This window comes from Shewanella sp. SR43-4 (assembly GCF_014163845.1).
Lineage (GTDB): Bacteria > Pseudomonadota > Gammaproteobacteria > Enterobacterales > Shewanellaceae > Shewanella > Shewanella vesiculosa.
Genome location: NZ_JACJEB010000005.1, coordinates 215708 through 229331, shown reverse-complemented (window position 1 = coordinate 229331; position 13624 = coordinate 215708). Strand labels below are relative to the sequence as shown.

Annotated in this window: 14 protein-coding genes and 1 other RNA gene; 9 read left to right on the top strand and 6 right to left on the bottom strand. The window is 44.4% G+C overall.

Translation table 11 applies throughout. From position 1 onward, the window contains the following. Nucleotides 1-126 precede the first annotated feature (126 nt). Together H5123_RS07690 and H5123_RS07685 are read left to right on the top strand one after the other, a co-directional pair. Nucleotides 127-1299: an MFS transporter gene (locus tag H5123_RS07690; protein WP_182697572.1), complete on the top strand. Its 1173-nt coding sequence runs from the start codon at nucleotides 127-129 to the stop codon at nucleotides 1297-1299. Further along, a complete protein-coding gene (locus H5123_RS07685) occupies nucleotides 1299-2255 on the top strand; it encodes an alpha/beta hydrolase (RefSeq protein ID WP_182697571.1) in 957 nt (318 codons plus the stop codon). Before H5123_RS07690 ends, H5123_RS07685 begins: the two co-directional genes overlap by 1 nt. A gap of 170 nt (nucleotides 2256-2425) precedes the next feature. Here H5123_RS07685 and H5123_RS07680 read toward each other — a convergent pair whose 3' ends face one another. From H5123_RS07680 to H5123_RS07670, 3 genes are all read right to left on the bottom strand, one after another. After that, on the bottom strand, nucleotides 2426-3226 hold the full coding sequence (locus tag H5123_RS07680) for a 3-hydroxybutyrate dehydrogenase (protein ID WP_182697570.1): 801 nt from the start codon (nucleotides 3224-3226) through the stop codon (nucleotides 2426-2428). Between the two features lie 301 nt (nucleotides 3227-3527). Further along, on the bottom strand, nucleotides 3528-4364 hold the full coding sequence (locus H5123_RS07675; RefSeq protein WP_182697569.1) for an SDR family NAD(P)-dependent oxidoreductase: 837 nt from the start codon (nucleotides 4362-4364) through the stop codon (nucleotides 3528-3530). 37 nt (nucleotides 4365-4401) lie between these two features. Further along, nucleotides 4402-4791 (bottom strand): thiol-disulfide oxidoreductase DCC family protein, encoded by a 390-nt coding sequence (locus tag H5123_RS07670; protein WP_124015690.1) that lies wholly within the window; start codon nucleotides 4789-4791, stop codon nucleotides 4402-4404. 179 nt (nucleotides 4792-4970) lie between these two features. Here H5123_RS07670 and folX point away from each other — a divergent pair, with 179 nt between their 5' ends. The 4 genes from folX (at nucleotide 4971) to H5123_RS07650 (ending at nucleotide 8372) form a co-directional block, all read left to right on the top strand. After that, nucleotides 4971-5333, top strand: coding sequence for a dihydroneopterin triphosphate 2'-epimerase (gene folX / locus H5123_RS07665; protein WP_124015457.1), 363 nt, complete (start codon nucleotides 4971-4973; stop codon nucleotides 5331-5333). Nucleotides 5334-5354: 21 nt separating this feature from the next. Next, nucleotides 5355-6023 carry a GTP cyclohydrolase I FolE gene (gene folE / locus H5123_RS07660; protein WP_182697568.1) on the top strand — a complete coding sequence of 223 codons (669 nt, stop codon included), beginning with the start codon at nucleotides 5355-5357 and terminating at the stop codon, nucleotides 6021-6023. Between the two features lie 192 nt (nucleotides 6024-6215). Further along, nucleotides 6216-6944: a dihydromonapterin reductase gene (gene folM, locus H5123_RS07655; RefSeq protein WP_124015459.1), complete on the top strand. Its 729-nt coding sequence runs from the start codon at nucleotides 6216-6218 to the stop codon at nucleotides 6942-6944. A gap of 135 nt (nucleotides 6945-7079) precedes the next feature. Beyond that, the gene (locus H5123_RS07650; RefSeq protein ID WP_182697636.1) at nucleotides 7080-8372 is read left to right on the top strand and encodes an O-acetylhomoserine aminocarboxypropyltransferase/cysteine synthase family protein; all 1293 of its coding nucleotides are present in this window, start codon (nucleotides 7080-7082) and stop codon (nucleotides 8370-8372) included. 477 nt (nucleotides 8373-8849) lie between these two features. Here the strand turns inward: H5123_RS07650 and H5123_RS07645 are convergent, their stop codons facing one another. The 3 genes from H5123_RS07645 to H5123_RS07635 all read right to left on the bottom strand — a co-directional run bounded on the left by H5123_RS07645 (nucleotide 8850) and on the right by H5123_RS07635 (nucleotide 10087). Further along, nucleotides 8850-9545: a 5-formyltetrahydrofolate cyclo-ligase gene (locus H5123_RS07645; RefSeq protein WP_124015460.1), complete on the bottom strand. Its 696-nt coding sequence runs from the start codon at nucleotides 9543-9545 to the stop codon at nucleotides 8850-8852. A gap of 9 nt (nucleotides 9546-9554) precedes the next feature. Further along, nucleotides 9555-9736, bottom strand: a non-coding RNA gene (gene ssrS, locus H5123_RS07640) — 6S RNA. A gap of 51 nt (nucleotides 9737-9787) precedes the next feature. After that, on the bottom strand, nucleotides 9788-10087 hold the full coding sequence (locus tag H5123_RS07635) for a cell division protein ZapA (RefSeq protein WP_101086040.1): 300 nt from the start codon (nucleotides 10085-10087) through the stop codon (nucleotides 9788-9790). 244 nt (nucleotides 10088-10331) lie between these two features. Between H5123_RS07635 and H5123_RS07630 the strand changes: the two genes are divergently transcribed. Genes H5123_RS07630 through H5123_RS07620 form a run of 3 tightly spaced genes read left to right on the top strand, consistent with a single transcriptional unit; the run spans nucleotide 10332 to nucleotide 13471 of the window. Continuing rightward, nucleotides 10332-10907, top strand: a complete 576-nt coding sequence (locus tag H5123_RS07630) for a UPF0149 family protein (protein WP_124015461.1) — start codon at nucleotides 10332-10334, stop codon at nucleotides 10905-10907. A 29-nt stretch (nucleotides 10908-10936) separates the two neighbouring features. Continuing rightward, a complete protein-coding gene (gene ubiH / locus H5123_RS07625; protein ID WP_182697567.1) occupies nucleotides 10937-12223 on the top strand; it encodes a 2-octaprenyl-6-methoxyphenyl hydroxylase in 1287 nt (428 codons plus the stop codon). Nucleotides 12224-12247: 24 nt separating this feature from the next. Next, the gene (locus tag H5123_RS07620; RefSeq protein ID WP_182697566.1) at nucleotides 12248-13471 is read left to right on the top strand and encodes an FAD-dependent oxidoreductase; all 1224 of its coding nucleotides are present in this window, start codon (nucleotides 12248-12250) and stop codon (nucleotides 13469-13471) included. The last annotated feature ends 153 nt before the right edge of the window (nucleotides 13472-13624 follow it).

Genomic DNA, 13624 nt, shown 5'->3' with positions numbered 1-13624 from the left:
CACTAGACGTCCTGTTTGATAAAGATTTTTAATATCGCGGTGAACTAAGGTAGTACTTATTTATCCATACCCATCAGATAACATGATTAACCTACATTTGTGTCATTGAAGGTTTACATTACGCCTATGAAAATAACCCATAGATATTTGGTCGAAGGTCTGGTTTTTACGAGTTATGTTCTCTTTGCCATGGCATGGGTTGGCGGCACCGCGAGTATGGGCAGCATCATGGCATCGATGCACATAGATAGTTTAGCTTCAGCAAGTTTTATCAGTGGTGCCGTCACTTTGGCTAAAATTGTCGGCACCTTTAGCGCCGCTTATGTGGCAGTAAAGTTTGGTATAAAGTATGCCTTTTTACTCGCGGCGCTATTAATTGTCGTTGGTATAGTGACTCCTTTTGCGACCAATTATGAATTACTGCTGGTGAGCCGCTTTTTGATGGGCTTAGGCGGAGCCTTTATGATTGTGTACTTTAACCCCATTGTGATGCTGTGGTTTGCACCAGAAGATCGCCCAGTCATTAATGGTTTAAATGCGGTGGCATTTAACGTCGGCACGGCGATTATTTTATGGGGCATGACAGGTATTAACGCTATTACGGGCAGTTGGCAAAGCAGTTTAGTGTTATTTTCTGCCGCTAGCTTGGTATTAGCCATACTCTGGTTACTGGTTAAGTTTGATACTCCAGCACCCACTGTTCATGCATCAGGTGCAGAGCCCGCAATATACGGTTACCTTGAGGGATTAAAAGATCAATTTAATTGGGCTTATGCGTTTACTTATTCAGGATTATTGTCGTTTTACATCTGTTTATTTACTTTCTATCCTCAAGCGGGAATAAGTCAAAGCAAATGGGTGATTGGTTTTGGGATTGTCGGCACGATTGCGGGGATGCTTTATAGTCGCAAAAATCCGTTACGCCTGCCGATTATTCGCTGGAGTGGCTTGATTATTGTTATCACCGTTTTGGGTTTATCCTTTAGTACTCAGCCTTGGTTACAGGTTTTATGTGCCATAGTCTTGGGCTTTTTTATCTTTTTCCCCGTGACAGCTTTAGTGTCTATTCCTCACGAACTGCCTATGATGACCGGCCAAAAAATCACCGTAGTGTTTAGCCTATTTTGGTCAATCAGTTATCTGGTTTCTACTATCGTGTTGTGGGTATTTGGTAAGCTGGTTGATTTAAGCGATGGCAGTTATTTTGGCTCATTTGTGATGATTACCATACTCAGCGGCACTGTGTTTGTGGGCAGTTATTTTCTACCAGAAACAGGCAAACCAAAGGAGTTAATCTAATGCGAGGAATCGTTTCCCCTAAGCTGACTGATTTTCTAGCCTTAGCTAACAGCAATATTGCCTTGGCTAAACAAAATAATGTCCAATTTACCCCAGCGATATTACGCGAAAACCTCAATAAACTTGGCGCACTAATGAGTGACTCCCCCTCAGTGAGCTATATTGCCGACAAGGCGTTTACGTTAACCGACCGAGCTATTCCAGTCAGAGTGTATAGCCCTGCACCAGAGCAGCCTTTGCCTGTGTTGGTGCACTTTCATGGTGGCGGTCATATGTGTGGCAGTGTGGCGCTGTACGATCCGATTTGCCGTCATCTAGCCAGTATTGTGCAGTGCGTGGTGATATCGGTTGAATACCGACTCGCGCCTGAATACCCATACCCTGCAGGGCTTGATGACTGTGAACATGCACTGATCCATTATGCCGAGTTACTCGATGAGGTTAACCATCAAGACTCAGTCACCATTATTGGTGACAGTGCTGGTGGTGCTATTTGCACTAGCTTAAGCATGAAAAGTCTAACCGATAAACAGATTAAGATAGACCAACAAATTTTGATCTATCCCAGTGTCGATTACACATTAAGCAGCCCATCACTTGATAGTAATGGCACCGGCTTCTTACTCGAAACGCCTCGTATAAAGTGGTATTTTGAGCAGTATTTTCAACTGTCCGAATCATTGTCAAAGCAACAGATAGAGCAAGTTAAACAGGCTTCACCTTTGCTTGGTCCCATTAACGCTCACTTACCGAAAACACTGATTTTTACCGCAGGTTGCGATCCGCTTAGGGATGAGGGCATAGCGTATGCTAATGCCTTAACTGCTGCGGGTGTGGAGGTTGAGCACCATGCGTTCGACGGCATGATCCATGCCTATATGTTGCTGCACGACTTAGTCAAAGAGGAATGTATGGCAACCTATCAACACATAGCAGCGTTTATGGCCAAGGCCTAATTGATCTCATATTAGTTTGTTAACTGCACCATTATCTTGGCTAGTGGCTCAGTTGGCCAAGTCTTCTCTACTAATAAAAACAACCCGCACTCACAAACAGTTAATGCGGGTTGACGTGATTATATAAGGCTAAACCGGATGCTAATAGTTAAAGCTAAGATTAGTTAAGCCTATTGCGCCGTCCAGGCACCATCCATCGGCAGCGCTGATCCTGTAATGCCTCTTGCAGCACCACCACAAAGAAATAAAACAAACTCGCCGATTTGTCTAGGAGCTAACATTTCTGGTAATGGCTGTTTTGAGGTTACCAGTTGGTATTTAGCCTCGTCATAACTCAAGCTTTTATCGCTTGCAATGCTGTCAATTTGTTTACCGATAAGCGGGGTATCAACCCAACCAGGGCAAATTGCATTAACGGTAATGCCTTGTTCGGCACATTCAATCGCGACCACTTTTGTTAAGCCCACAATCCCATGCTTTGCCGCGCAATAAGCCACTTTATTTGCTGAGGCGACTAAACCATGCACTGAGGCAATATTGATGATCCGGCCCCAGCCTTTTTCAGCCATAGTAGGGATAACTTGTTGAATAGTATGAAAAGCAGCAGACAAGTTAATCGCAATGATGTCATTCCACTTTTCTATCGGAAAATGAGCTACATCTTGTGTATGTTGAATGCCGGCGTTATTCACTAAAATATCAATACTGCCTAGGGCATTAACCGCACTGTCGATAAACTCATGTATGCAGTCAGCCTCTCTTAAGTCAGCATTGCTAAAAAAGGTGTTGATTTGGTATTGTGCCCGAAACTCAGCAGCTAAAGTTTGCCCTTCATCATGAGCCATCAGGCCATGCAATACGATATGGCAACCTTGCTCAGCCAGCACATGTGCAGTCGCTAGACCAATACCGCTAGTTGAGCCAGTAATAAGCGCCACTTTGCCTTGTAGTCCTGTTTGTAACGTCGACATAATATCGGTTTCCTCAATTCAATAGCGGCAATGACAGCATATGTGATCGCCCATAGTGTAATGTTTCATAGCAAAGTGATGTCAACGACATGGTTTCACTACAATCCGAGTCAGTACTCTCAGAATAAAGCAATTACAGCACTATTTATTTGGCACCTTAGTACCATAGGGAAACGTCATTTATTACAGATGGTGGGTTAATCGTGTTGATGACAGTTTGCTTATAGACAGCAGAGATTGTTGAACACTGGCCATGAGCAATAGGCTAACCGACTCCTTATCAAGTCCGCTAGCAACTCATTTACCAACTAATCTGTTGCCCTTGCCAATCCAAGTAACTGGCTTCACCATCTGGCTCAATATTGGCCATAATGTGATACAACTGGCTGGCGACAAACTCTGGGGTAAATAATTTACCTTGAGGTACATTGGCTTGAAAAGGTTTTGATAATGGTGTGTCAGTGGTGCCTGGATGAAACGCAATTAACTTAACTCGCTTAAGTCGTCTTGCATATTCTACGGCTGTGGTTTTAATCAGCATGTTTAACGCCGCTTTTGAGGCGCGATAACCATACCAGCCACCCAAACGATTGTCAGAAATACTGCCGACCCGAGCACTCAATATACTGATCACACACTTATTGTCAGCGTCTACCTTATGACGGACTTGCGATAATAACGGCGTCAATGCACTCAGCCACAGCATGGGCACAATGCTGTTGGCATAAAATAATTGCTCTAGGGCATTAGCATTAATATCTTCAATGCGTTTTTCTGGCATCAAGCTAGGTTGTTGAGCCTGAATTTGCACGTCAGCTGTTTGTGAATGCAAAATACCATTACACATCACAATGCGACTGATTTTGCCTGCGACCTTGCCGATACTGTTAACACAATCAATAATCGATGCTTGCTGGTAATTACAATAAAAATGCTGGTGGGTAATCTTGTTACTTAGATTGGCTAATGTCAGCTCGGATTGCCTGCTAACAGTAATAACATTTAAGGCTAAATCATCAGTTTGTTCTGCCTTGTCAGCAAGCCCCTTCAAAGCAGCAGCAATGGCATGGTCGATAAAGGCTTGGGCGATAGCCGATGATGCCCCAATAACTACCAAGGTCTGTGTTGACTCACTCATAGCTTATCTCATACCTTATTTTTTATAAATGAAGCGCTTATTTAACCTTACAATTACCATTATCACAGCGCTTTTGGCCAGTGAGTAAATAAGATATCCGGTAGCGATTGCGGGCAAAAGCTAAATAAGCAATATCGGCAAGCGGTTTTATTAATGGCAAGCGCAACAGTTTTATCCAACCATGTTTACCGGTTAGGCCCCATGCTTTAGCGGTAACATCTAAACCATAAAGCCAGCTACCATCAGCTTGTAATCCATGTAATACGGTATTAGCGTGTGCCACGTCTAAATCAGGAAAACGATCATTAATATCATCGGCATTAATATCTTCAAGCTTGATGCGATCTAAGCTATCGTAACGCTTCAATTGCTTCATTTCATTGAGGCAAAGCGGGCAAGTGCCATCGTAAAAAACCGTCAGTTCCATCATTAACCTCGTTCGAACTAATGTGTATATAAATCATTGTACGCACAATAGGCCCAGCTAGTTTACCTTTATGTTCTCACCTTAATGCAACAGGCGGTTCAACCGATCAAAATCAATATTTATGATCTTTTTATTGCACCCTCGCGTATCTATTCAAAACAATTCACAAGGGCTAAATAATGCCATTAAGCCAAGCCATTATTAAGGTCACCAATTTACGTTTACGTACTTTTATTGGTTTTAACCAAGACGAGCGCGAAAAACAGCAAGATGTGGTGATCAACATTGAGATCCATTATCCAGCCGATCGATCGTTTCAAACCGACGACGTTGCCGATGCGCTAAATTACAAAATCATCACCAAAAAAGTGATTCAGCATGTAGAAGAAGGGCGTTTCTTGTTACTGGAAAAATTGGTTGCAGACGTGTTAGATATTTGCCGTGAACACCCAACTGTTACTTTAGCTCGGGTCACTATTGATAAGCCGCATGCATTGCGATTCGCAGATTCTGTATCGTTATCTTTAGAGTATCAAGCCTAACCCAATATTAAGGATGTTATTATGACGACCATTAATGACATAACCCGTGCAGAGTTGTCTGCAGAAGCATTAAAAGTACAACAAGCGTTAGTTGCTCACGGACTGGAAACCCCTTTGGTACCGAGTGACATGACTAGCGAGCAAAAATATCAGCGTATTAAAGGTTTAATGACTGAGGTTGTGTCTACTTTAGGGCTCGATTTAACCGACGACAGTTTGGCTGAAACGCCGCATCGCATTGCTAAAATGTACGTCAACGAGATTTTTTCAGGTCTTGATTATGCTAACTTCCCTAAAATTACCCAAATTGATAATAAAATGGGTGTTGAAGAGATGGTTAAGATCAGTAACATCAGTGTGGTCAGTACCTGTGAGCATCACTTTATTACTATTGACGGGCTTGCCAAGGTGGCCTACATCCCCAAAGACAACATTATCGGTCTATCGAAAATTAACCGTATCGTACGTTTTTTTGCTCAGCGTCCTCAAGTTCAAGAGCGCTTAACTCAGCAAATTTTAGTGGCGTTGCAAACCTTGCTTGCCACCGATGATGTTGCCGTGAGCATTAATGCCACCCATTATTGCGTAAAATCTCGTGGCATCATGGATACCTCATCAAGCACTCAAACCACTGCACTTGGTGGCTGCTTTAAAGCCAACCCAGCTAGCCGCGCTGAATTTCTAGCTTAGTAAACCGCGGTATTATCATGATTGAATGACTCCCATTAGCGGAGTCATTTTTTTATAATTTAACCGACTATCTTTTGTCATTATTAGTCGGTAGGGTAAATGTTTCATTATCCATTACTTTGAGATAACCATCTAATTTTGCTTATGATAAAGTCACACGTTATCAGAGCGACAACCAATAAAGGCAACATTATGGAACGAACAATACTGATCACTGGCGTAGGTAAGCGTATTGGCTATGCACTGGCTAAGTATTATTTGGCTCAAGGTCATCATGTTATTGGCACTTATCGCACTCACTACGACAGTATTGAGCAGTTGGGTAAGTTAGGCGCGAGTTTACATTCATGCGATTTAACCGATGCAGGCGCCATTGATGGCTTAATTAGCCACATCAATCAGCATCACGATCGCCTCGATACCATTATTCATAATGCATCCGACTGGTTGCCCGACAACAGCGGTTTAAGCCCGAGTGACACCATGGCGAGAATGATGCAAATTCATGTCACTGCGCCTTATCAAATCAACCTTGCTTTAGCGCCATTGCTTATTAGCGCGGCTAAAATCAATCACGACAGTATTGGTGCCAGTAACATTATTCATATTACCGATTATGTTGCCGAAAAGGGCAGTAAAAAGCACATTGCTTATGCTGCCAGTAAAGCTGCACTGCATAATATGACACTGTCATTTGCCAGCTTGTTAGCACCGCACGTTAAAGTGAACTCTATTGCCCCAGCGATGATCTTATTTAACGACCATGACGATGATGCTTATAAAGTAAAAGCGTTAGCTAAAGCGATTTTGCCAAAAGAAGCGGGTAATGATGAAATCATCGCCTTAATCGATTATTTGCATGCGAGTCATTATGTTACGGGTCGCAGTTATGCGGTTGATGGCGGCAGACAATTAAAATAGCCAGTCAACAGCATCATTAAAAAGTGTGAAGCGATAATTTAACATAGACTTCTAGATGGCTAATTGCTAGTGTGGATAGCAGTGCAATATCACACAGCCTATTACCTGAAGGAAGTTACTATGACTGCAGCAAACATGAAACTGGAATCACTGGCGTTACATTATGGTTACGAGTCAGAAGCAACCACTAAAGCTGCTGCAGTGCCAATTTACCAAACTACCTCTTACACCTTTGACGATACCCAACACGGGGCGGATCTGTTCGACTTAAAAGTCGCCGGTAATATTTACACCCGCATAATGAACCCCACAACCAGTGTACTGGAACAGCGCTTAGCGGCGATAGAAGGCGGCATTGGTGCACTGGCTGTAGCTTCTGGCATGGCGGCCATTACTTATGCTATTCAAGCATTAACTCAAGTAGGCGACAACATTGTCAGTACTAGCCAATTGTATGGCGGCACTTATAACTTATTTGCGCATACATTACCGCGCCAAGGCGTTGAAGTGCGTATGGCAGCCTTTGATGATTTCGATGGCCTCGATGTGTTAATTGATGACAACACTAAAGCATTATTTTGTGAATCAATTGGTAACCCTGCCGGCAATATTGTCGATTTACAGCGTTTGGCCGATATTGCCCACAAACATGGGGTGCCGTTAATTGTCGATAATACTGTGGCCACGCCAGTGTTGTGCCGCGCATTTGATCATGGCGCCGACATTGTCATTCACTCATTAACTAAATACATTGGCGGCCACGGCACCACTATTGGTGGGGTAATTATCGACTCGGGTAAATTTGATTGGGTCGCCAATAAAAAACGCTTTGCGATACTTAATCAGCCAGATCCGTCTTATCACGGCGTAGTTTATACCGACGCCTTTGGCCCCGCGGCATTTATTGGTCGCTGTCGAGTTGTGCCACTGCGCAATACTGGCGCAGCATTGTCGCCACACAGTTCATTTTTATTACTTCAAGGTTTAGAAACCCTAAGTTTACGTATGGAACGTCACTGCAGTAATGCGCTCACACTAGCGGAATACTTGCAGCAACACCCAAGCATTAGTTGGGTAAACTATGCTGCATTACCTGACAGCCCACACCATGCAACTTGCCAAAAAATCACTGGCGGTAAAGCCTCTGGTATCATTAGTTTTGGCATTAAAGCCGCCAATGCTGAAGCGGGTAAAGTGGCTGGTGGTAAGTTTATTGATGCATTACAAATGGTGCTTCGTTTGGTCAATATCGGCGACGCTAAATCACTGGCTTGTCACCCAGCCAGTACCACTCATCGCCAACTGAGCGGCGCAGAGTTAGCTAAAGCAGGTGTATCAGAAGACTTAGTGCGGATATCTGTGGGTATTGAACACATAGACGACATCATCGCCGATGTTAGCCAAGCATTAGAGAAAGCAATTGTGTAAGCCTATTTTTACCTAAGCAATATAATGAAAAAGCCCCATCAATAGCGTTTATTGATGGGGCTTTTTCTATTCTGTTATGTTTAATTCCTACCTTCTACAAAGTCTAGTTGGTATATAAGAGGAACCTGCAGTATCAAGGTGTCTGCGTCCAAAGTGTCTGAAATAGCATGATGAAAATGCCGTAGTGACATCATGGCCTTTATCACACATGCCTGTGTTTCAAGGCATGTAGACTCCTGTTTTGCAGATATGTAACAGGCTCGGGGGGCATGGTCGTTTTTTGACATCCATGTCATCACGACATCCGTCAGTCCATTCACATCAGATGTACCATCTGAGTCGTTGGGTGATTTTTATTATGCTATGAGGACTAACATTTTGCCGGAGCTGGCGGGGAGATCTAAGAGGGGAAAGCAGTTTCCCCCTTCTTGGTCTTGTGTGGGCGAAGCGCCACGACCTTAATAGTATTAAGCTATTTTAAATAGCTAATCGCCTCGTTGGGGTAATAATCACTGGTAAAGGCATATCCCAAAACTCGGTAGGAACTTGGCTCACTTGCTGACAATCGTGGGCAAAGCCTACTGCTAACGGCTTGTTATCGACCACTTGTGCCAAAGTGCGGTCGTAATATCCGCCGCCCATGCCCATACGATTACCGTGTTCATCAAATGCCACCAAAGGGGTGATGATCATATCGAGTTTATCGACAGTAATAACATGCTGCACATTCAATTGTGGTTCTTTAATAGCGTATTGATTTTCAAGCATCACAGAATCGCGATCATAACGAATAAACAGTAAGTTGCCTTTACTGAACGGATGAAGCCGAGGCAAATACAGGTTAATGTCGAGATCCCATAATGCTTCAATCAGCTTTTGAGTCGCTAATTCACCGTCTTGGGTAAAATACAAGGCAACATGCTTAGCCGACTGAGCTTGAATTTCAGCAAGCATGTGGCGGCTAGCAATTAAGGCTAATTGGCTTTGTTCTTCAGGACTAAGGCTATTTCGCTCTTGGCGAACATGGCGGCGAATGTTGTCGCGGCTCATGTCTGTGCTATCGAACAGCGGTTCTTGAAACTCAGAAGGGGTGGCAAAGTAGCTAATACGTGCCGAAGATGTTGACGTAACCGGACGATTTTCTGTGTTAGTCATAAAACGAGTGATGGTCATAAAATTAGAATGCTCCCCAAAATACCGCTGCCGGCGTAGCCCTTGAACCGTAGGTTCAAGGCGGGTAAATGTTCATTTCCTAAGGCTTCTCGGTACTAGCCGAGCATGCACAATGTCAACAAAAGCATTCACCCTGGGTTTGTAATTATCGGCACAGGGACTTAGCCAACTGGCGAATATCTCAGGGAGCAAAACTGGTTGAATCAAGCTTTGCTTCATTCTTAAATCTTAGTCTAGCCTTCCTAGCGGCTTCGTTCAACCAACGATGTTTCCAAGGTTGATTGCAATAACGAAATACGCTCATCCATTTGCGCCATGTACTGCTTATTCTTTTGCTTTTCTTCGTACAGTTCATTACCAATGTTTAATGCTGCCATAATGGCCAGCTCTTCACGGCTCAAATTGTTAGTACGAGATTTTAAGGTTGTCAGTTGGTTTTCAACTTCTCTGGCTACCGTGCGCAAGGCATCTTCGCGTCCTTTTGGACATGCGATAGAGTAGGTGCGCCCTAATAGGGTGATATCAACAGCACTGTTACTCATAATGTCGCCACAGATCCTTAGTTAAACTCAAGCATGTGGCGAACTATATAGGGCTGAATTTAAAAGAGCAAGGCAACAACGCGCCTTTTTAACTATTTGCTGGTTGTCTGAACAAATACACTCATTGTCAATTATTATAGTCACTTTATGGCTCACAAATTTAACCACATTACACACTAGCATTTGGAGCATCATCCTAACTCTGCTAGCATTGATGCAGATATTGCGCTATTAGGAATTAACCATGGCAACCCCACCTTCATTATGTATTGAAAAACTAAAACAGGCCCTAGATTACGCAGAAGTTGGCCAGCATCCAGTAGAAGTGCACGGCGCACTGGTTGGGCTTATTTGTGGTGGCGTTAAACAAGAAAATTTAGCCTGGTTAACACCGTTAGTTGAGTTAATGAACGATGGGCAACCGTTAGAGCCTAATTTACAACTGCTGATCAGCGAATTGTATCAAGACACGGTTAATCGATTAGTGGATTTCGAATTTGGTTTTACCCTCTTATTGCCAGAAGAAGAAGCGTCATTAAGCGATCGCGTCGAAGCGTTAGCCCTGTGGACTCAAAGCTTTTTAACCGGCATTGCCATTATTCAACCACAGCTAGCCAAAGCATCGCCAGATGTACGTGAAGTGATTAAAGATCTGGCCGATATTGCTCAAGTAGAATTTGATGTTGGTGATGACGAAGAGTCAGAAGTTGCTTACTTTGAGCTACAAGAGTTTGTCAGAATGTCAGCTATTTTATGCTACTCAGAGTTTGGCTTAGACATGCCATTGAATGACACCGATGAGTCTTCAACTTTCCACTAACATTTTTGGTATAGGCAGCAACGCAGCGTATGACCACAGCACACACCATCACAGCACAGCTTAATGTTGATATTGCCATTGTCGGTGGCGCCATGGCCGGAGCCACGTTAGCCCTCGGGCTAGCTAAGTTATCTGCCACCTTGTCGCGTCCGCTGCGCATCGCCTTAATCGAAGCCCACCTAGCGAGCAATAATCACCCAGGTTTTGATGCTCGCTCCATTGCCATTGCGCACGGTTCTATTTTCGAACTGACTCGTTTAGGTATTTGGCCCAAGTTGCAGCATCTAGGCACGGCGATCGAAAATATTCATGTTTCTGATCGCGGCCACTTTGGTATGACCGAACTTAACGCTAAACCGCTTGGTTTAGGAGCATTAGGGCAGGTGGTTGAGTTAGCCCAAGTGGGCAAAGTGTTGTTTGAGCAATTGGCTAAATCATCTGTTGAGGTGTTTTGTCCGGCTACCGTGACTGAGTTGCAGACTCAAACCAATGGTCACTTATTAACTTTAGATAACGGTACGCAATTGCATTGCCAGTTATTAGTTGCTGCCGATGGTGCTAATTCCGTGGTGCGTCAACATCTTGGCCAACCCACAGAACAAATCAATTTCGATCAAACGGCCATTGTCGCCAATGTGAGTACTGACCAGCCGCACCAGCATTGGGCTTACGAACGCTTTACCCAAACAGGGCCATTAGCTCTGCTGCCTATGAGTTCAGTGCCCATGACCGCTGCGGCGCATACTGCCGTGTCAGCCAGTGCTGCTCAGTCGCGTTTTTCCGTGGTGTGGGCATTACCGCCTACTCAAGCAGAGCAACTAAAACATGCCGACAAAGCCGAGTTTTTAGCCGCATTACAACAAGCCTTTGGCCATCGAGTTGGTCGCTTCGTTGATGTCGGTCAGCGCAGCAGTTATCCACTGACGTTATCGTACATGCCAAGACCGATTTACCATCGCTGCATCTTTATTGGTAATGCGGCGCAAACCCTACACCCAATTGCCGGACAAGGTTTTAATCTTGGCCTGCGTGATGTTGTGGGCTTACTGGATGTACTGAAACAGGCTTTCAGTACGTATCAATTAGCCCATCCCTCAACCGAGGTCGATGTCGGCAGTAATGCTATCTTGCATCAGTATTTAGCCGCACGCCAAGCGGATCGCGACAGCACGCTGAGTAATATCGAATTTTTAGTACGTGGCTTTTCCAACCAATATTGGCCGATGGTAGCGGGTCGCAATCTTGGTTTACGCTTATTGTCTTGGCTACCACCGTTAAAACGTCCCATCGCACAAACCGCAATGGGCTGGCGTTAACTCATTTTAAGGTAAGGATTGAGCATGTTTTCTACTCAAACATATGATGTTGCCATTGTTGGCGGTGGTATGGTCGGGCTGGCAACGGCAATTGGCTTAGCGAATGCCGACCTTAATGTGGTGGTCATTGATGCTGGCGAAACCCAAGCCGTGAGTGGTGAGCCCAAATTGCGTGTTAGTGCCGTTAACAAAGCCAGCCAACAATTGCTCGAAAATCTCGGAGCGTGGCAATACCTTGATGACAGCCGTGTTAGCCCTTACCAAAAAATGTCGGTTTGGGACAAAGACGGTCTAGGCAAAATTGAATTTGACGCTCACAGTATTAGCGAAGCCTATTTAGGCTCAATTATCGAAAATGATGCCATTAGCTATGCACTGGCTAAGCGCGCCAGCGAAATCAGCAATCTAACTCATTTACAAGGTCAACGCCTTGAACGCATTGCCTTTGGTGAACGTGAAGCCTGGCTAACCCTAGCCGGTGGCGACAACATCAGCGCCGCAGTGGTGGTGGCCGCCGACGGAGCCAATTCTTGGGTGCGTGAACAATGCAATATTCCTCTGACATTTTGGGACTACGGCCACCATGCCATAGTGGCTACTGTACGCACTGAGTTAGTCCACGATGCGACCGCCAGACAAGCCTTTTTACCCGGTGGTCCGCTAGCCATGTTGCCCTTGTATGACGATAATTTATGCTCCATCGTCTGGTCGGTATCGCCCGATCAAGCCGAGCAATTATTAGCATTAGACGATATCGAATTTGGCAAAACGTTAACCGCCGCGCTCGATGGTCGTTTAGGCCTGTGCCAGGTGATTAGCGAGCGGCAATCATTCCCATTACGTATGCGTTATGCGCGCCATTTTGCCCGCCATCGATTAGTGCTGGCTGGTGATGCTGCCCATACTATTCATCCGCTTGCTGGCCAAGGGGTTAACCTTGGCTTTTTAGACGCCGCCAGTATTATCGACACCTTTAGCCAATTGCACGAACAAGGCAAAGATTTAGGCGAATACAGTCATTTGCGCGCCCTTGAACGTTGGCGTAAAGCTGAAGCCATGGAGATGATTGCCACCATGGAAGGCTTTAAAAGATTGTTCGCCGGCAGCAATCCGCTTAAGAAAGCCATGCGCGACATAGGCCTAACCCTAGTTGATAATGTCGCTGGGCTGAAAACAGTGTTCATCAAACAGGCTATGGGTAACAAAATGACATTACCTAAACTTTGTCGTGAGCCAATTTCATCGTAGCGAATATAGAAACTTGTTTAATATCAGTCTATACAGCTAAGTCGGCGTTTTTATTGTAAAAAATTATGTAAATAAATTACAACAATAGATTAGCTAAACTAATGCGACAGGACTCGGATTAGAAAAATTTTTTGTATACAAAGTAGGTCTGCG